General features: G+C 38.6%; 20 protein-coding genes. 2 read left to right on the top strand and 18 right to left on the bottom strand.

Annotation, left to right across the window (positions count from 1 at the left end; translation table 11 throughout):
• Positions 1-2: 2 nt before the first annotated feature.
• On the top strand, positions 3-614 hold the full coding sequence (locus ACSG5Z_RS21160; protein WP_073517195.1) for a flavin reductase family protein: 612 nt from the start codon (positions 3-5) through the stop codon (positions 612-614).
• A 267-nt stretch (positions 615-881) separates the two neighbouring features.
• On the opposite strand, the gene ACSG5Z_RS21155 is transcribed toward ACSG5Z_RS21160, so the two are convergent.
• From ACSG5Z_RS21155 to spo0F, 15 genes are all read right to left on the bottom strand, one after another.
• Positions 882-1,160, bottom strand: coding sequence for a DUF3935 domain-containing protein (locus ACSG5Z_RS21155; RefSeq protein WP_048542692.1), 279 nt, complete (start codon positions 1,158-1,160; stop codon positions 882-884).
• An 81-nt stretch (positions 1,161-1,241) separates the two neighbouring features.
• Positions 1,242-1,373: a hypothetical protein gene (locus ACSG5Z_RS21150; protein ID WP_256933053.1), complete on the bottom strand. Its 132-nt coding sequence runs from the start codon at positions 1,371-1,373 to the stop codon at positions 1,242-1,244.
• A 19-nt stretch (positions 1,374-1,392) separates the two neighbouring features.
• On the bottom strand, positions 1,393-1,941 hold the full coding sequence (locus ACSG5Z_RS21145; RefSeq protein WP_435712062.1) for a manganese efflux pump MntP: 549 nt from the start codon (positions 1,939-1,941) through the stop codon (positions 1,393-1,395).
• A gap of 74 nt (positions 1,942-2,015) precedes the next feature.
• Entirely contained in the window at positions 2,016-3,059 is a 1,044-nt protein-coding gene (locus tag ACSG5Z_RS21140) for an L-threonylcarbamoyladenylate synthase (RefSeq protein WP_048560279.1), read from the bottom strand.
• Positions 3,060-3,167: 108 nt separating this feature from the next.
• Positions 3,168-3,626 (bottom strand): GNAT family N-acetyltransferase, encoded by a 459-nt coding sequence (locus tag ACSG5Z_RS21135; RefSeq protein ID WP_000758432.1) that lies wholly within the window; start codon positions 3,624-3,626, stop codon positions 3,168-3,170.
• A 49-nt stretch (positions 3,627-3,675) separates the two neighbouring features.
• Positions 3,676-4,539, bottom strand: a complete 864-nt coding sequence (gene spoIIR / locus ACSG5Z_RS21130) for a stage II sporulation protein R (RefSeq protein ID WP_435712061.1) — start codon at positions 4,537-4,539, stop codon at positions 3,676-3,678.
• Positions 4,540-4,651: 112 nt separating this feature from the next.
• Entirely contained in the window at positions 4,652-5,503 is an 852-nt protein-coding gene (gene prmC, locus ACSG5Z_RS21125; RefSeq protein ID WP_149212938.1) for a peptide chain release factor N(5)-glutamine methyltransferase, read from the bottom strand.
• Entirely contained in the window at positions 5,503-6,570 is a 1,068-nt protein-coding gene (gene prfA / locus ACSG5Z_RS21120) for a peptide chain release factor 1 (RefSeq protein ID WP_002096180.1), read from the bottom strand. Before prfA ends, prmC begins: the two co-directional genes overlap by 1 nt.
• 315 nt (positions 6,571-6,885) lie before the next feature.
• Positions 6,886-7,470: a thymidine kinase gene (locus ACSG5Z_RS21115; protein ID WP_000281084.1), complete on the bottom strand. Its 585-nt coding sequence runs from the start codon at positions 7,468-7,470 to the stop codon at positions 6,886-6,888.
• A 110-nt stretch (positions 7,471-7,580) separates the two neighbouring features.
• Positions 7,581-7,826: a type B 50S ribosomal protein L31 gene (locus ACSG5Z_RS21110; protein WP_000643447.1), complete on the bottom strand. Its 246-nt coding sequence runs from the start codon at positions 7,824-7,826 to the stop codon at positions 7,581-7,583.
• Between the two features lie 443 nt (positions 7,827-8,269).
• Positions 8,270-9,541, bottom strand: a complete 1,272-nt coding sequence (rho, locus tag ACSG5Z_RS21105; RefSeq protein WP_001053898.1) for a transcription termination factor Rho — start codon at positions 9,539-9,541, stop codon at positions 8,270-8,272.
• A 394-nt stretch (positions 9,542-9,935) separates the two neighbouring features.
• Positions 9,936-10,901, bottom strand: coding sequence for a class II fructose-bisphosphatase (gene glpX, locus ACSG5Z_RS21100; protein ID WP_000442336.1), 966 nt, complete (start codon positions 10,899-10,901; stop codon positions 9,936-9,938).
• Between the two features lie 116 nt (positions 10,902-11,017).
• Positions 11,018-12,307: a UDP-N-acetylglucosamine 1-carboxyvinyltransferase gene (gene murA / locus ACSG5Z_RS21095; protein ID WP_000413258.1), complete on the bottom strand. Its 1,290-nt coding sequence runs from the start codon at positions 12,305-12,307 to the stop codon at positions 11,018-11,020.
• 332 nt (positions 12,308-12,639) lie between these two features.
• Positions 12,640-13,497: a class II fructose-bisphosphate aldolase gene (locus tag ACSG5Z_RS21090; protein ID WP_001131858.1), complete on the bottom strand. Its 858-nt coding sequence runs from the start codon at positions 13,495-13,497 to the stop codon at positions 12,640-12,642.
• 211 nt (positions 13,498-13,708) lie between these two features.
• On the bottom strand, positions 13,709-14,077 hold the full coding sequence (gene spo0F / locus ACSG5Z_RS21085; RefSeq protein ID WP_000398593.1) for a sporulation initiation phosphotransferase Spo0F: 369 nt from the start codon (positions 14,075-14,077) through the stop codon (positions 13,709-13,711).
• Positions 14,078-14,279: 202 nt separating this feature from the next.
• Here spo0F and ACSG5Z_RS21080 point away from each other — a divergent pair, with 202 nt between their 5' ends.
• Positions 14,280-14,804, top strand: coding sequence for a DUF2529 domain-containing protein (locus tag ACSG5Z_RS21080; RefSeq protein ID WP_088064869.1), 525 nt, complete (start codon positions 14,280-14,282; stop codon positions 14,802-14,804).
• 31 nt (positions 14,805-14,835) lie between these two features.
• On the opposite strand, the gene pyrG is transcribed toward ACSG5Z_RS21080, so the two are convergent.
• The 3 genes from pyrG to ACSG5Z_RS21065 form a co-directional block, all read right to left on the bottom strand.
• The gene (gene pyrG / locus ACSG5Z_RS21075) at positions 14,836-16,443 is read right to left on the bottom strand and encodes a CTP synthase (RefSeq protein ID WP_000170450.1); all 1,608 of its coding nucleotides are present in this window, start codon (positions 16,441-16,443) and stop codon (positions 14,836-14,838) included.
• Positions 16,444-16,700: 257 nt separating this feature from the next.
• Positions 16,701-17,231, bottom strand: coding sequence for a DNA-directed RNA polymerase subunit delta (gene rpoE / locus ACSG5Z_RS21070; protein WP_048542705.1), 531 nt, complete (start codon positions 17,229-17,231; stop codon positions 16,701-16,703).
• 154 nt (positions 17,232-17,385) lie between these two features.
• Positions 17,386-18,015, bottom strand: coding sequence for a TetR/AcrR family transcriptional regulator (locus ACSG5Z_RS21065; protein WP_048542708.1), 630 nt, complete (start codon positions 18,013-18,015; stop codon positions 17,386-17,388).
• Positions 18,016-18,025 lie beyond the last annotated feature (10 nt).

The following is an 18,025-nucleotide window of genomic DNA, read 5'->3' as shown; positions in this document are numbered from 1 at the left end:
GCATGTTATCCATTAATCCAAATGAACAAACGGAAAAAGAGAATTACAAATTATTAACGGGAAGTATCATTCCACGCCCTGTCGCATTCGTTACTTCTGTAACAAAAGACGGCGTATTAAACGGAGCACCGTATAGCTATTTCAATATTGTCGCTGCTAATCCACCACTTATCTCAGTTTCTGTACAACGAAAAGCAGGAACACCGAAAGATACTTCTCGAAACGCAATCGAAAAGGGTGAGTTTGTCGTACATATTTCTGATGAATCTTACGTAGAAGCAATTAACGAAACAGCGGCTAACCTCCCGCCAAATGAAAGCGAAATTGAACTAGCAAAACTAACACCAATTGAAAGTGATGTTATCTCCGTTCCAGGTGTAAAAGAAGCAAATATTCGAATGGAGTGCGTACTAGAACGCGCAATCCCTCTTGGCGGAACAGAAGACTCACCAGCTTGCGATCTACTAATCGGACGCGTCGTTCGTTTCCACGTCGCAGAACACCTATACGAAAACGGCCGCATTCATGCAGAAGGACTAAAACCAGTAAGCCGTCTAGCAGGACACAACTACGCAAAACTAGGAGAACAATTCGAATTGGTAAGGCCTATCTAAAAGTGGAAGTGGCCCGCTTAGCTCTGACCGGCTAAGGTTCTCTCGCACAAAAGGTGCTTTTTACCTTTAGTGCGGGAGGTTGTTAGATGCGAAGAGCTGGCCGCTGGAACTGGATATATCTAAAAGCGGAGGCGGCTCGTTCAGAATCGCAGGGCATTGGAGCTCTCGACCTTGAAGCGCTTTTTGCTTCGAGCGAGAGAGCGAATGTAACTCAATTACTTCCATCACTCAAACATAAAATCCCCTGCTATTTAGCAAGGGATTTTATCATTGTAATTCTTCCTTTTTTTCCTCTAAAGTAGATACTTTCTCTTTTTTCGGTTTCCCAAGCTTAATTACTAAGAAATATAGGGAAAGCAATGTAATAAGAAAAACGATTATAAACGGATACGGAGAATAAAAGGCACGCGCTGCCTCCGTTTTTCCCGCAACAAACTTCAATGACTCAATATCTAAAAACTCAGCAAACATTTGTACACCGAGCATACTAAACCAAAAAACAAAAAAACTAATAATAATACCAAAAACTTGCTTCAATCTCGTCATTCATCTCATCCTTTCTATATCTATAATTTTTTGGCGCAATCAGTATAGTATAAATAAAACTATGCACAGAAAGGAGCTATTTTACCATTCGCGAATTAACTTCATCCAACCTAAAAGTGAAATTTGCAAAATAATACCCCAAATAACAAGCCGTCTTAACCACCTAGGAAAAAAAGTTAAAAATCGAATATACCATTCCAATAATTTATTCATAACTCCCTCCTATTTAAAATTATATAGGAAAAAGGAGATATAATCCAAATCCAACGAGAATGATACCACCTACTATCTCGCCATATGTGCCGAGCATATCTTTTGCATGTCTACCAATTAATAAACCAATCCACGCTAATAACATACTAACAAATCCAAAAAGTAATATCGTAATAATTGTCTGCGCCCCGTAAATACCAAGACTAAGGCCTACTGAAAAACTATCTATACTAACGCCAAATGCAAATACGAATAAACTAATTCCAATAGGGGCCGTTCTAGTATCTTCATTCTCCAAAATAGATGAATACACAATATAGAATCCTAGTCCAATTAATAAAATAGCACCTGCAAAATGTGCAATGTCTCCATACTGTTCTGATAAAAAACGACCTAATACCATCCCTATAAATGGCATGATAATATGAAATATCCCTATAGTCATACCGATATACAGGATTTGTCTTAACTTTAAGGTCATCATCCCCATACCAAGACTCACCGAGAACGCATCCATCCCTAAAGCGAATGCCATAATTATTAAAGGTATTAGCTGTTCAAACGTCATTCATGTCCCTCCTCGGACGTGCTACTTCAAAATATGCTTATCCGAGGAGAAATATTCGGTTTGCTAATCGTACCTTACGATTCAGTAATAACCTGATGGCCTGCCGCTTTCGTTAAGCGATTCATAATGGCATTCCCTATTCCTTCATTCGGGAATGATTCACTAAAAATAACATCCACTTCACTTGCATCAAACGTTCTAAGTACATCATATAATTTAGTCGCAACGCTAGCTAAATCGCTTCGAACACCACAAGATAATACAACATCCGCGCTATATACATGCTGATATTCTTCCGTCGTTAATACACCTACTTTAAATCCTTCTTCCTTTTTCTTATCCACAATAAGCTGAATAAATTCACGTGAGCCCTCAACAATACTAAGCGGCGCTTTCGGTGCATAATGTGTATATTTCATTCCAGGTGATTTCGGTTTTTCCTTCTCGTCCTTTAAAGCCGGATCTAAAGAAACAGTACCAATTACCGCTTCTAATTGTTCTTTCGTAATCCCACCTGGGCGTAATATCGTTGGAACCTCGCTCGTACAATCAATTACAGTCGATTCAACACCTACTCCCGTCGCACCACCGTCTACAATACCTGCAATTTTCTCATTTAAATCTTCATATACGTGAGAAGCTAGTGTCGGACTTGGGCGCCCAGAGCGATTCGCACTCGGTGCTGCAACAGGCACATTTGCCTCTTCAATAAGAGCAAGCGCTACTGGATGATCAGGCATTCTTACTCCAACCGTATTAAGTCCTGCCGTCACCTTCTCTGAAATCCCTTCTTTTCTAGGTAAAATAATTGTTAATGGGCCTGGCCAAAAATGCTCCATTAACTTCTCTGCAACTGGCGGGATTTCTTTCACAATCCCATCTAACTGTGATTTTGTACCGATGTGGACAATAAGTGGATTATCACTCGGTCTTCCTTTCGCTTCAAAAATTTTCGCGATTGCTTCATCATTCATCGCGTTTGCACCTAGTCCATATACCGTTTCTGTAGGGAAGGCAATCGCCTCATTTTCCCTTAATAATTTTGCTGCTTCTTGTAACTGTGGATAATATTTTTTTCTTTCCACAACATTATCCACAACCCACATATTTGTATGCATTTTTTCCCACGTCCTTTTCTACCCTGAAATACTTGTCTATTTTTAGTTTACTATGAGATTTATCCAAAAGACAAACAAGGTTTATCCACAAAATGTGGATAAACCTAATTAATCCGTGGATAACTTTGTGAATAGCTGACAATTTAGTATTATTGCATTTGGCTCTTTTATATTTTTACAAAAGTGTTCTAACTGTCGAATTCCCTCTGGTACGTTTTCTTTCTCTATAGTAACAAAGTCAAAAAACTGAAAGATTGTTATAGATTGTGGATGATTTGTTAGTAAGTACAATTGTCGAATATTTTTTTCGTTCATATACTGCAAAAACATTTCAAAAAAATATAAGAAAGTCTGTTTATCCACATTAGGTGTGAATAAACAAGAACGAATCAGTGCGTGTTCTTCACTTTGTTCATATCCAATGACAGCCCGTATTTCTTCCGCCTCTTCCAAAATCATAAATTGCGCGTACAACTCATTTATTTTATCATCTTTTTTATTAGCTTGTCCGAAAAAAGAATGCAATCTTTCCACATCTGCTTTCGTAGCAAAATATACTTTCTTCATAGTAAATCCCTCCTCTTTGTTATATATGAGAAGGGACCTACTAATAGTACTATTTAGAGAATAAAGATGTAAAAGCTTCTACAATAAATAACTTAACTTCTGGCTTTTCTTCTTCCTCCTCTACTTTTACATACTCATTTTGTTTTTCTTGCTTTTGTTCCACAGGTTTCTCCACTTTTTCCACAGTTTTTGTTTCTTCTTTACTTACAGGTTGTTCTTCTACTTTCGTTTCATTTTTTACTATTTTCTTTTCAGAAGCTGTTACTTTTTTTGCGACTTCCTGCTTTACAACCTTCTTTTCATTCACCTTATCCTCTTTCTTCTCTGGTACATCCACTACTTCCTCATCTTGCTCCTTAACTTCCCCCTCTTCAGGAGATTCAGCCTTCACAACATGTTCTTCCTTCCTTACAGCTGTACCACTTGAAAAATCTAAGAAACACATCGGTGGAAATAATACACACCACCAGTTTGCCCCTTCACCTTCCCCAATTGTAATCAATACCGCCTCATATTCCCCTGCTGGATAAATAAAATTACCATATACCTTTGTAGGGAACTTTACATTCTTACTAAATTTCACTTGAAATGAATCTTTACTTCCTTCTTTTTTCAACGTATTTGCCACTGTTTTTTCGATTTTTGGAATATGACTTTGAATGACTTTACGTGCCTCTTCAAATGAAGTTAAATCTGCTACCCATCCATCAATTTGTGCTTTTACTTCATCACGCACTTTGCGCTTTAAAGCCTGATCTTTATCTGAATCACTATTTGCTAAAATCCGTAATCGAACGGCCTCTTTCGGAATAACTGAAGGCCCTTTCGCATCAGCTTTCATATATCCAAACTGCACAAGCAACTGTGCACCAATTAATAATAGAAGAAGATAAGCAATAACTTGTTTTTTCATTTCCTCCACCGTCCCTTCTACAAACAGTGTGGACAGACTTTCATCTTTCTAAACTATTAAATTCAAAATCTATATAAATTTTTCCGCAAAAAAATAGAGTAAGGTGTGAACCTTACTCCATCTCTGCAAATACCATACGATCTTTTCCATTAATATCAAAAACAACCTCAACATGAGCATGTGGAAAAGCTTGTTGTAACAACCCTTTTACATCCTCACCTTGCCCTACTCCAATTTCAAATGCCACAATTGCTTTCTTCTGCAACACATTCGGCAACTCTTCCATAAAACGGCGATAGAAATCTAATCCGTCTTCACCGCCAACAAGTGCTCTCCTTGGCTCATGCTCTTTCACCACAGGAGAAAGGCCACGCCAATCCTCTTCCGGTATATATGGAGGGTTTGAAACAACAACATCTAACTTTTGACCTGTTTTATAAAATGGTGACAATAAATCACCATGATAGAACGTTACTTCTGCGCCCAAAGTTTTTGCATTTTCTTTTGCAACTTCAATCGACTCTTGTGCAATATCTACCGTATACACATGAAGATTTTTATTTTCTAAAGCAAGCGTAATAGAAATCGCTCCACTACCTGTACCAATGTCCGCCACATGTAGTTTCTCATCGCCAAAATGACGCTCGATTCTTTCTAACACTCCCACTATAAGCTCTTCTGTTTCCGGTCTGGGTATTAATACTTCTTCATTCACAAAGAACGACCGTCCATAAAACATTTCATAACCAATCATATATTGAATAGGAATACCTTCTACATGCTTGTGAATAAACTCCGTAAAACTCGTTTCTTGTTCCACAGTTATTTCTTCACGCATATTCATGAGCATTCCGGTTCTGTTCGTCTTTAATACATGACAAAGGACAAGTTCTCCCGCATTTTCATCTCGTCCATTTTCCTGTAAAAAAGAAGAAGCCCATTTCAGGGCTTCATAGACACGCATTACTCAGCTGCCTCCATCTTTTGAGCCTGATCTTCCATCACTAAGGCATTGATGAAATCATCTAACTTACCTTGTAAGATTTGATCTAGCTTTTGAATCGTTAAACCGATTCGATGGTCTGTAACGCGGTTTTGCGGGAAATTATACGTACGAATACGCTCTGAACGATCACCCGTACCAACAGCTTGTTTACGGTTTTGATCATACTCAGCTTGCGCTTCTTGTCTAAACTTATCATAAACACGTGCGCGTAATACTTTCATCGCTTTTTCTTTATTCTTGATTTGTGATTTCTCATCCTGACACGATACAACTACACCAGTCGGTAAATGCGTTAAACGTACCGCTGACATCGTTGTATTAACACTTTGTCCACCAGGACCACTAGAAGCAAACGTATCAACACGAACATCTTTTTCATGAATACTAATTTCTACTTCTTCTGCCTCTGGTAATACAGCTACAGTTGCTGTAGATGTATGAATACGTCCACCCGATTCCGTTTCAGGAACACGTTGTACACGGTGAGCACCATTCTCGAATTTCAGCTTCGCGAACGCACCTTTACCGTTAATCATAAAGATAATCTCTTTATATCCACCTAACTCTGTATAGCTCGCTTCGATAATTTCAGTTTTCCAACCTTGTACCTCAGCATAACGGCTATACATACGATATAAATCACCAGCAAATAAAGCGGCCTCGTCACCACCAGCAGCACCACGAACCTCAACGATAACGTTTTTATCATCATTAGGGTCTTTTGGAACAAGTAAAATTTTCAGACGCTCTGACAATTCTTTATCTTGCCCTTCTAATTCAGAAACCTCTTCTTTTACCATGTCACGCATATCAGCGTCTAACTTATCTTCTAACATTGCTTTTGCATCTCTTAATTGCTCACGAACATCTTTATACTCACGGTACACCTCTACCGTTTCCTGCATATCAGATTGTTCCTTTGAATACTCACGAAGCTTATTCGTATCGCTAATAACCTCTGGATCACTTAACAATTCATTTAACTTCTCATAACGATCTTCTACAGCCTGCAAACGATCTAACACACCATTCACCTCTACATCCTAGTATCTAATACAAATAGTATATGGTACTTAATCAAAAAAACGCAAATTATATTTAAAAGCGTAAGCGGCTTGCTCAGAATCGCAGGCTATTTGGAACTCTCGACCTTGAAGCGCTCTTTGCTTCGAGCGAGAGAGTGAAATGGCCGGAGATTCTAGCCGCTGGAGCTAGATAATATTTAAAAGCGTAAGCGGCTTGCTCAGCTCTGACTGCCTAAAGTTCTTAGCTGTACGAAGAGCCGGCCACCAATCTTCATCTATTTTCGAAAAAAACCCGCTCTACATAGCGAGTTTCATTTATCTTTGTTTTGTAGGTACTGCATGACAATGACGACAACGTGGTTCATACGATTCTGAAGCCCCAACTAAAATAATTGGATCATCAAATGCCGCTGGTTCTCCATCGATTAAACGTTGCGTACGACTTGCAGGAGATCCGCATGCAGAACACACTGCCTGCAACTTAGTTACATGTTCAGCAATCGCCATCAGCTGAGGAACTTGTCCAAATGGTAGACCACGGAAATCTTGGTCTAATCCAGCTACAATGACACGATAGCCACGATTTGCCAATACTTGCACCACTTCCACAATGTCCCCATCAAAAAATTGTACCTCATCGATTGCAATAACATCCATTTCTTCTGCTACATGGTTAAATATATCTTTTGAAGCTGAAACAGGAACTGCTTTAACCTTTAATCCATTATGTGATACAACATCTTCTTCACTATAACGATTATCAATACATGGTTTAAATACAATCGCATGTTGTTTCGCAAATTGCGTACGTCGTATACGGCGGATGAGCTCTTCTGATTTTCCAGAAAACATACTCCCGCAAATCACTTCAATCCAACCATTTTGATTCATTAAGTACATTGAGCTCTCCTTTCATCTACTTTCCTAATCCAAAGTAGGGTAAAGGTTTAATATTTTTGCAAAAAAAACAGACAAGCGAATACATACACTTGCCTGTTTTATGTTCTTTATTACTTGATACCGTATTTCTTATTGAAGCGGTCAACACGTCCGTCTGCAGTAGCAAACTTCTGACGTCCAGTGTAGAATGGGTGAGAATCAGAACTGATCTCAATTTTTAGTAATGGATAAGTGTTACCATCTTCCCACTCAACAGTTTCGCTAGAGCCTTTAGTAGACCCGCTTAAGAATTTGAAGCCTGTGTTCGTGTCCATAAATACAACTTTATTGTAATTTGGATGGATTCCTGCTTTCATTCTTTTCATCTCCTTCCGCCCTGAATCATTTTCGAAACAGAGTTTTTCATCTTCAGCTGCTTGCACAACTATATTGATGAAACACATATGATGAAATTATAACAAGGCTAACTCCATTTTGCAACTACCTGTTTTTGTCTTTTTAAAATTTAAAAGCGCAACCGGCTCGTTCAGAATCGCAGGACATTGGAGCTCTCGACCAAGAAGCGCTTTTTGCTTCGACCGAGAGAGCGAAATGGCCGGAGATTCTAGCCGCTGGAGCTAGATATAATTAAAAGCGCAACCGGCTCGTTCAGAATCCAGGACACTTCAAACTCTCGACCCAAATATAATTTTCATCTCAAAAAATAAAATTTTTCCCATATATTACTCTCTCTAATATTCACTTAAAAAACATAAAAAACTCGCTTACCACAAAATAAGCGAGTCCCAATCTTTTCCCTTTACTTAGTTGTTACATATCTTTTTGAGTCTGCAACAATGTTTTGTAAAAATTCTTCATTTGTCTTTGTTTGACGAAGTTTACGTAAGAAACCTTCGACAAAGTCTGGTGTATCACGCATTGTTTTACGAATACCCCATAGCTTGTCTAAATGTTCTTTCGGAATTAATAGATCTTCTTTACGTGTACCAGAACGGCGAATATCAATTGCCGGGAAGATACGACGCTCAGCTAATGAACGATCTAAGTGAAGTTCCATATTTCCAGTTCCTTTAAATTCTTCGTAAATTACATCGTCCATACGAGATCCTGTATCAACAAGCGCTGTTGCTAAAATCGTTAAGCTACCGCCTTCTTCAATATTACGTGCAGCTCCAAAGAAACGCTTCGGTCTATGGAAGGCAGCTGGGTCGATACCACCCGATAATGTTCTACCACTTGGCGGAATAACAAGGTTGTAAGCTCGCGCTAAACGGGTAATACTATCCATTAAAATGATAACATCTTTTTTGTGCTCTACAAGACGCATTGCACGTTCTAACACAAGTTCCGCTACTTTAATATGATTTTCTGGCACTTCATCAAAAGTAGAGCTTACAACATCTCCTTTAACAGAACGTTCAATGTCTGTTACTTCCTCTGGACGCTCATCAATTAAAAGTACAATTAATTCAGCTTCCGGGTGATTTGTTGTAACACTGTGTGCGATTTCTTTTAATAGACTTGTTTTACCAGCCTTTGGAGGCGCGACAATTAAACCACGTTGTCCAAATCCAACTGGTGCGATTAAATCCATGATGCGTGTCGGTAACTTTTTCGGTTCCGTTTCCAATTTCATTTGGCGATCTGGGTATAATGGTGTTAATGCAGGGAAATGCACACGCTCTTTTGCTGACTCTGGATCATCTCCGTTTACAGCTTCAACTTGTAATAATCCAAAATAGCGTTCATTTTCTTTCGGAGGTCGTACTTTACCAGAAACCTTGTCTCCATTACGTAAATCGAAACGACGAATTTGCGAAGCTGAGATATAAATATCTTCTGAGCTTGGAGAATAGTTGATAGGACGTAGGAATCCAAATCCTTCTGATTGAATAATTTCTAATACGCCTTCCATGAAGAAGAAACCTTCTTTTTCTGCTCGAGCTTTTAGGATAGCGAAGATTAACTCTTTTTTCGTTAATTTGCTATAATACGAAATCTTAAATTCTTTCGCAAGCTCGTATAACTCTTTTAATTTCATGTTTTCTAATGCTGCAATTGACAAATTCATTCAGACACCACACTTTAACGTTATTCTCTTTTCACATGGGTAAAGGGAAAAAATACGGAAGGCAAATAATTAATAATGAAAGGCAATAAGTTCAAGTAGGGTAATATTCACTATTGTAACCCTTTTATCTAGTTTTAATCAATACGTTGAAACACAAATACAAGAAGCGAAGACAAGAAAATTTGTCTTCGCTTTTATTTAACCTAGTTCCAGTAGCTAGTATGGTCAGGAGCTACAATGCCCTGCGATTCTGAACGAGCCACTTAAGCCTTTTACTCAATCCAGTTCCAGCGGCTAGAATCTCCGGTCATTTCACTCTCTCGCTCGAAGCAAAAAGCGCTTCAAGGTCGAGAGTTCCAATGCCCTGCGATTCTGAACGAGCCGCTTGCACTTTTTATTTAATAACCAAGTTCGGTTTTTTATTCAAGCTATGACGTCCGTCTACGAAGCGTACTGTGCCTGATTTTGCACGCATAACAAGGGATTGTGTTGTTCCTACGCTACCTTTAAATTGAACGCCGCGTAATAGTTCTCCGTCTGTTACGCCTGTTGCCGCAAAGATTGCATCGTCACCTTTTACTAAGTCTTCCATGCGAAGGATACGATTTATATCTTCAATACCCATTTTTTTACAACGAGCTAATTCAGCTTCATTTTGAGGCAGAAGCTTTCCGTGGATTTCTCCACCTAAACATTTTAATGCAACTGCTGCTAATACACCCTCAGGTGCTCCACCAGAGCCGAATAAAATATCTACACCTGTGCGATCAAATGCAGTGTTAATTGCTCCAGCCACATCGCCATCGTTAATTAATTTAATACGAGCACCAGCTTTACGAATTTCTTCGATAATCGCTTGATGACGTGGACGGTTTAAAACTGTCGCTACAACATCTTCAATATCTTTATTTTTCGCTTTCGCAACCGCACGTAAGTTATCGATAATAGGCGCATCAATATCGACCGCCCCAACCGCTTCTGGGCCAACCGCGATTTTATCCATGTACATGTCAGGAGCATGTAACAAATTACCATGATCTGCAATTGCAATAACAGCAAGAGCATTCCATCCACCAGCTGCTACGATGTTTGTCCCTTCTAAAGGATCAACCGCAACGTCTACACGTGGTCCATATCCTGTACCTAATTTCTCTCCGATATACAGCATTGGTGCTTCGTCCATCTCGCCTTCACCAATTACAACTGTACCTTTCATCGGGATTGTATCAAATACATCACGCATAGCTGATGTTGCTGCACCGTCTGCCTCATCCTTTTTCCCGCGCCCCATCCAACGCGCTGATGATAATGCTGCAGCCTCTGTTACACGTACTAACTCCATAGATAAACTTCTTTCCACGATAATCCCTCTCCTTTAAGTCTTTATATTTCTGCCGTATTTTGTGAACCGTGTTTCTCTACAAAGTATACTTCCGCAAGTAGTGATGCTTCGCTTCCCCCTTGCGGAAGTATCACTTATGCGTTCTTCATCTCTTCAATTTCTTGGCTTGTCATTTGTTCTCGCCAAATATTTGCGCCAAGACCTTTAAGCTTGTCTACTATATTTTCATAACCTCGATCAATATGCTCAAGTCCGGTTACTTCTGTAATTCCATCCGCCATTAACCCTGCAATAACAAGAGCCGCTCCAGCTCGCAAATCACTTGCTTTCACTTTTGCACCTTGCAATAAAACAGGACCAGTTACAATTGCCGAACGACCTTCCACTTTAATTTGTGCATTCATACGACGTAATTCATCAATGTGTTTAAAGCGTGCGCCGTAAATCGTATCCGTTACAACACCCGTTCCGTGCGCCTTTGTTAAAAGCGTTGTAAATGGTTGTTGTAAATCTGTTGGGAATCCTGGATATACAAGAGTTTTTATATCAACTACTTTTAACCTTCTATTACCGTTCACTGTAATTTGGTCATCGTTCGTTTCAACTTGGACACCAGCTTCTCTTAACTTCGCTGTAACTGACTCTAAATGCTGAGGAATCACATTATCAACCGTTATTTCTCCTCCTGATGCAGCTCCTAAAATCATATACGTACCCGCTTCAATACGATCCGGAATGATCGTATGGTGACAACCGTGCAGTGAATCCACACCATCAATTCGGATTACATCTGTGCCCGCACCTTTAATGCGTGCACCCATGCTTGTTAACAATGTAGCTACATCAATAATCTCTGGTTCTTTCGCTGCGTTTTCAATAACAGTTCTACCTTTCGCTCGCACAGCTGCTAGCATAATATTAATTGTAGCTCCTACACTAACAACATCTAAATAAATACGTGCCCCGCGCAATTCATCTGCTCTTAAATAAATCGCACCCTGTTCATTCGTAACATGTGCACCTAACGCTTCAAATCCTTTAATATGCTGATCAATAGGCCTCGGTCCTAAATGACATCCACCTGGAAGCCCAATAACAGCTTTTTTAAAACGGCCAAGCATCGCACCCATTAAATAATAAGAAGCACGCAATTTTTTCACTTTTCCATTCGGTAAAGGCATTGCAACCATGTTAGAAGGATCGACTATCATCTCTTCCTCCTGTCCATAAGCTACTCTTCCTCCAATCTCCTCTAGCAAGTCTCCTAACATTTTCACATCCGAAATATTAGGGACACCACCAATAGTTACTGGAGTATCTGCTAAAATTGTCGCTGGAATTAGTGCAACGGCGCTGTTCTTTGCACCACTCACTCGAATTGTTCCATTTAAAGCTCTTCCGCCTTCAATTAGCAATTTTTCCATATTGAGCTCCCTTCTTGTGAATGTATTTACTTTCTATATCCTTATAGAAAGCTCCCCTTAAGAATCTCAATCACTCTTTCCACCCTAACACTCAATAAATAGGAAACCATTATCTTCATTTCTCCCGTAGTACGAATAGATAAAGATTAACTATTCATCGAATTTACATTATCAATTTAGATACATTATCACATTTATTAATAGGACTATGCACATTATTTTCTATTTCAAAAACAAAATGATAAAAATCTTTCGACTTGTTCACGCTTTCATTATACAACGAAAGGAAACCGTCTAAAAGACTAGACGGTTTCCAAAACGGAATTTTATTCTTACGCTTTACCGTTAGAACCGAATTCACGCATTTTACCAGCAACAGTTGCTTTAATAGCGTCGCGGCCAGGTCCAATATATTTACGAGGATCGTAAACTTCTTGGTCTTTGCTTAATGCTTCACGAACAGCTTTTGTAAACTCAATTTGGTTCTCAGTGTTTACGTTAATTTTTGAAGTACCTAAAGAAATAGCTTTTACGATATCAGCAGTTGGGATACCAGTACCACCGTGTAATACTAAAGGTACGCCAGTGAAGTCACGAACTTGTTCCATTTCAGCGAATCCTAAGTTAGGCTCACCTTTGTAAGGACCGTGTACAGAACCTAAAGCTGGAGCTAGGCAATCGATACCTGTTGCTTCAACAAGGTGCTTACACTCTGCTGGATCAGCGTAAATTACGCCTTCAGCGATGATGTCGTCTTCTTGTCCGCCAACTGTTCCAAGCTCAGCTTCAACAGATACGTTACGAGCGTGTGCGTATTCTACTACTTTTTTAGTAGTTTCAACGTTTTCTTCGAATGGGTGGTGAGAAGCGTCGATCATTACAGATGTGAAACCTGCATCGATTGCTTCTTTACATTTTTCGAAGCTTGAACCATGGTCAAGGTGAATCGCTACAGGAACAGTGATGTTCATTTCTTCGATTAAAGCTTTAACCATAGCTACAACTGTTTTGAAACCAGTCATATGACGAGCTGCACCCTCAGATACACCTAGGATTACAGGAGACTTTTCTTCTTCCGCAGCAGCTAAGATAGCTTGAGTCCACTCTAAGTTGTTCATGTTGAATTGACCAACTGCGTATTTTCCTTCTAGTGCTGTGTTTAGCATTTCTTTCATAGAAACTAAAGGCATGGTGAATCCTCCTAAAAAACGTTTTTTGTATCCGATAAGTTCTTATCGCTGGTAGTATGACCAGAATAAGGTAAAATATGTATATTTACATACCGGACTTTTTTCTACACTCAATAGGATAACAACTTGTACTCAAAAACTCAACCGTATTCACCTGCTCAATAGTCCATGTAAACGCTTTTTTCCATATTTTTTATAAAAAATTCATTTTTTACGCCTCTACAGCAAGCTGTTCTCTCACCGCTTGACGAATCTCATCAATATCAAACGGTTTAGCAAAGTGCATTAAAGCTCCTAAATCTTTCGCTTCTTGGATCATATCAAGCTCTCCGTAAGCAGTCATTAAAATTACTTTAATACTCTCATCAATTTCCTTTACATGTTTTAAAATCTCTATACCATCCATACCTGGAATTTTCATATCTAACACTACTAAATCTGGATTATCTTTTTTCACGATATCTAAAGCTTGAAATCCATTCGCTGCTTGGAATGTCTGATAACCTTCTTTTTGGAACACTTCATGTAATAGCACACGAATGCCATATTGATCATCAACGATTAAAATTTTACCTTCCATAACTCCCAACCTTTCTGTGTAAATACAAGATTTAAAGCTTCTTATATCTTAACGATTAATTTTCGCTATTCTTTGGCAAATTCCTTCCTATTCTTTCTTATTTTACCGTTTCCTATTTTGTTATGCTACCCTTCGATTTCACCTTTCTAAAAAAATAAACTATAATGAAAGCCGGTAAACACGTACGAAAGGGAGTAACATTATGTTAAAAATTTTTTCAACTCAATTAAGTGGTTATTTCTCCAGAGTTTCTCAAAAAGAAGAAATGAATATAGAAGATAGCGCCCGTCTACTTGCTCAAGCATTAGTCGGCGACGGTTTCATTTATTTACATGGTACAAATGAAATGGAGGGCGTTGTCGCTGAAGCATTATTCGGTACTGAGCCAATGAAGCAAGCAAAACGATTATTTGAAAATGGTAAAGAAGTAGAAGTAACTTCTGCAGACCGTGTACTTCTTATTAGCCGTTTTTCAACAGATGAAGAAGTTGTAGCAATGGCAAAAAAACTTCAAGCTGATGGACACTCTATTGTCGGCATCTCTGCTATTCAAGAAGGTACTGAATCACTAGAACAATATACAGATGTACATATTGATACTAAGCTGTTAAAAGGCCTTATTCCAGACGATGAAGGCAATCGCTACGGATTCCCAAGTTTAATGATAGCTTTATTTGCATATCATGGGATCAAATTTACAATCGATGAAATGTTAAATGAATATTAAAAAAAGCGCCCTATTTCAGGCGCTTTTTTTATTACTTGCTCTCTTTATTCGTAATAGAAGCACTTACGAAGTCATGGAACAATGGTTGTGGACGGTTTGGACGAGATACAAGTTCTGGATGGAACTGTGCCGCCACGAACCAAGGGTGGTCTTTTAATTCAATGATTTCAACTAGACGACCGTCTGGGCTTGTACCAGAGAATACAAATCCTGCTTTTTCCATATCCGGACGGAATTGATTGTTGAACTCATAACGATGACGATGACGCTCATATACAACCGGCTCGTTGTAAGCATTGTAAGCATTTGTTTCTTCAGCAAGCTTACATGGGTATAGACCAAGACGAAGTGTGCCACCTAAGTCTTCTACATCTTTTTGTTCTGGTAATAAGTCAATGATTGCATAAGGTGTGTCAGGATTAATTTCAGAAGAGTTAGCTCCTTCTAATCCTAATACGTTACGTGCGAATTCGATTGATGCAAGTTGCATACCTAGGCAAATTCCTAAGAATGGAACTTTGTTTTCACGAGCATATTGAATTGCAACGATTTTACCTTCTACACCACGATCGCCGAATCCACCAGGTACAAGGATACCATCTGTGTCACCAACTAATTCTTGTACGTTCTCTGGTGTTACGTGCTCAGCGTTTACCCATTTCACTTCTACATCTGTGTCGAATGAATAACCCGCATGACGAAGTGCTTCTACAACAGAAATATATGCATCTTGAAGCTCTACGTATTTACCAACAAGAGCAATTTTTGTTTTCTTAGAAAGGTTACGTACTTTATTAACTAGCGCAGTCCACTCTGTCATATCTGCAGCTGGATTGTCTAATTTTAAGTGATCGCAAACGATTTGGTCCATATTTTGTTCTTGAAGAGATAATGGAACCGCATATAAAGTATCTGCATCGCGTGCTTCGATAACTGCTTTTGTATCAATGTCACAGAATAATGCAAGCTTGTCTTTCATATCTTGAGAAACAGGCAATTCTGTACGAACAACGATAATATTTGGTTGAATACCTAAGCTGCGAAGCTCTTTAACGCTATGTTGCGTTGGTTTTGTTTTCATTTCACCCGCTGCTTTTAAGTACGGGATTAACGTACAGTGAATGTACATTACATTGTCACGACCGATGTCGCTCTTAATTTGACGGATTGCTTCTAAGAATGGTAGAGACTCGATGTCACCAACAGTTCCACCAATTTCTGTAATAACAACGTCCGCGTTTGTTTCGCGACCAGAACGGTATACACGCTCTTTAATTTCGTTAGTAATGTGAGGAATAACCTGAACTGTTCCTCCTAGGTATTCACCACGACGCTCTTTTTGAAGAACTGAAGAGTAAATTTTACCTGTTGTTACGTTGCTGTATTTGTTTAAGTTGATGTCAATGAAACGCTCATAGTGACCAAGGTCTAAATCAGTTTCTGCACCATCATCTGTTACGAATACCTCACCGTGTTGGTATGGGCTCATAGTCCCTGGGTCTACGTTAATGTATGGATCAAACTTTTGAATCGTTACGTTTAAACCACGATTTTTTAAAAGTCTTCCAAGAGATGCTGCTGTAATACCTTTTCCTAAAGACGATACTACACCGCCTGTTACAAAAATATACTTAGTCATGAAAAAGCTCCCTCCTATTTTGCTGTTATATAATCACCGTTGCAAAGCGCAACGTATGTAGATAACACTGTATCCATCTTATTGTTAGACTCTTTTTATTTTCTAAACAAAAAACAAAAAAGAAAATTGCTCCCCTCATCACATAAAGTAATAAGTAGGGAGCAATTTTCTTTTATATTTACACTTTAAAAGTATTATCGTCCTTTTTTAAAGAGCCCAAAAATGATTCTACATGGACGATAATGAAAAGTCAAGAACTACAGTTCTTCCTCTTCTTCTTCTTCAGCTTCAGCTTCATCGTACTCAAGTTCTTCTTCGGCGAAGTCATCGTCATCATCTTCATCTAAATCATCAAGATCATCGTCGTCTCCGTCTTCTTCTTCAAGAACCTTGTCCAAATCTTCTACCTCTTCTTCATTTGCGTCTGCATCGTCGAAGTCTTCATCTTCTTCGATGTAGTCGTCAAAACCGTCCTCTTCAACTTTACGTTTCTTCTTCGGTTTTGGCTGAGGTAAGATTTCTTCATCAATTTGCTCATATGGGTACCAGCTACGTAGTCCCCAACGATTTTCTCCTAAATTAATGAAACGTCCATCGATGTTTAAATCTGTATAAAATTGTGCGAGTTTCGCATTAACTTGCTCTTGAGATAGTCCCAGCACTTGAGCGATTTCTCGAACCAACTCGTTGAATGTCGTTGCTTGTCTTTTATCCCCTAAAACGCTATGTACAACTTCAATCATTGAACATTCTTTTAGCTCTTCTGGTGAATATTGCTTAAAATTCACTTATGCGGCACTTCCTTTCTTCAAATATAACCTTATATATAACGGTCTGCTTAAAAAAATCCATACTATTCATTATAAACAAAAGTCGCACAAATATGCTACAAAAAAAACGGGAAACTTTAATATGATAATAAAATTATAATTTGTCTATTCCTTATTTCGGAAACATATGCGCTCCTTGCAGTACATACCTAATTTGCATTTCTGTATATTCTTCAAGCGTATACAGTTTTTGCAGGGCCCAACGTCTAAATCCCCACATTTGTCCTTGTATGAAAATGTTATGTGCAAGAAGCTGTATCTCTTTTTTATTTAATGTAAATGTCCCATTTTCTGTACACTGCTCTAAAATATTCTCAAACATTCCGACCATTTGAAACTCTTTTTCTAATACATATGGGAGTGATTCTTTCGGTAAAAAACGTACCTCTTGATACATAATTAATACTTCTTCTTGCAATTCATCCATCACTTTAAAATAATTCTTTATCGCTATCTTTAAGCTTTCTATACTTCCCTTCTCTGTACACACTACTTCCTCTAATCTTTCTTTTACATGTTCATAAATACTATCACAAACTAAATATAAAACATCATCTTTTGTACGAATGTACTCATAAAGTGTTCCAATACTAAACCCAGCCGCCTTCGCGATCTCTCTCGTTGTTGTACGTGGGAACCCTTTTTGCTTAAACAATTGCACCGCACCTTTAATCATTTGTTCACGTCTTAACGCAACTAATTTTTCATCTTTCACGGACGCATGTACATTATGTTTAACCATCCCCTTCACC

This window comes from Bacillus pretiosus, from assembly GCF_051294775.1.
GTDB classification, from domain to species: Bacteria; Bacillota; Bacilli; order Bacillales; family Bacillaceae_G; genus Bacillus_A; species Bacillus_A wiedmannii.
This window is presented reverse-complemented; position numbering and strand designations above follow the sequence as displayed.

Coding starts and splice junctions, on each gene's coding strand:
- prmC (WP_149212938.1), bottom strand. CDS start 5,503: ATGCGTGTCTATGAAGCCCTGAAATGGGCTTCTTCTTTTTTACAGGAA.
- ACSG5Z_RS21140 (WP_048560279.1), bottom strand. CDS start 3,059: ATGCATACAAATATGTGGGTTGTGGATAATGTTGTGGAAAGAAAAAAA.
- ACSG5Z_RS21115 (WP_000281084.1), bottom strand. CDS start 7,470: ATGTACTTAATGAATCAAAATGGTTGGATTGAAGTGATTTGCGGGAGT.
- ACSG5Z_RS21065 (WP_048542708.1), bottom strand. CDS start 18,015: ATGGTTAAACATAATGTACATGCGTCCGTGAAAGATGAAAAATTAGTT.
- spo0F (WP_000398593.1), bottom strand. CDS start 14,077: ATGGAAGGTAAAATTTTAATCGTTGATGATCAATATGGCATTCGTGTG.
- ACSG5Z_RS21155 (WP_048542692.1), bottom strand. CDS start 1,160: ATGACGAGATTGAAGCAAGTTTTTGGTATTATTATTAGTTTTTTTGTT.
- ACSG5Z_RS21145 (WP_435712062.1), bottom strand. CDS start 1,941: ATGACGTTTGAACAGCTAATACCTTTAATAATTATGGCATTCGCTTTA.
- ACSG5Z_RS21080 (WP_088064869.1), top strand. CDS start 14,280: ATGTTAAAAATTTTTTCAACTCAATTAAGTGGTTATTTCTCCAGAGTT.
- spoIIR (WP_435712061.1), bottom strand. CDS start 4,539: ATGAAAAAACAAGTTATTGCTTATCTTCTTCTATTATTAATTGGTGCA.
- pyrG (WP_000170450.1), bottom strand. CDS start 16,443: ATGACTAAGTATATTTTTGTAACAGGCGGTGTAGTATCGTCTTTAGGA.
- ACSG5Z_RS21090 (WP_001131858.1), bottom strand. CDS start 13,497: ATGCCTTTAGTTTCTATGAAAGAAATGCTAAACACAGCACTAGAAGGA.
- rho (WP_001053898.1), bottom strand. CDS start 9,541: ATGAATTTGTCAATTGCAGCATTAGAAAACATGAAATTAAAAGAGTTA.
- ACSG5Z_RS21110 (WP_000643447.1), bottom strand. CDS start 7,826: ATGAAAGCAGGAATCCATCCAAATTACAATAAAGTTGTATTTATGGAC.
- murA (WP_000413258.1), bottom strand. CDS start 12,307: ATGGAAAAATTGCTAATTGAAGGCGGAAGAGCTTTAAATGGAACAATT.
- ACSG5Z_RS21150 (WP_256933053.1), bottom strand. CDS start 1,373: ATGAATAAATTATTGGAATGGTATATTCGATTTTTAACTTTTTTTCCT.
- ACSG5Z_RS21135 (WP_000758432.1), bottom strand. CDS start 3,626: ATGAAGAAAGTATATTTTGCTACGAAAGCAGATGTGGAAAGATTGCAT.
- ACSG5Z_RS21160 (WP_073517195.1), top strand. CDS start 3: ATGTTATCCATTAATCCAAATGAACAAACGGAAAAAGAGAATTACAAA.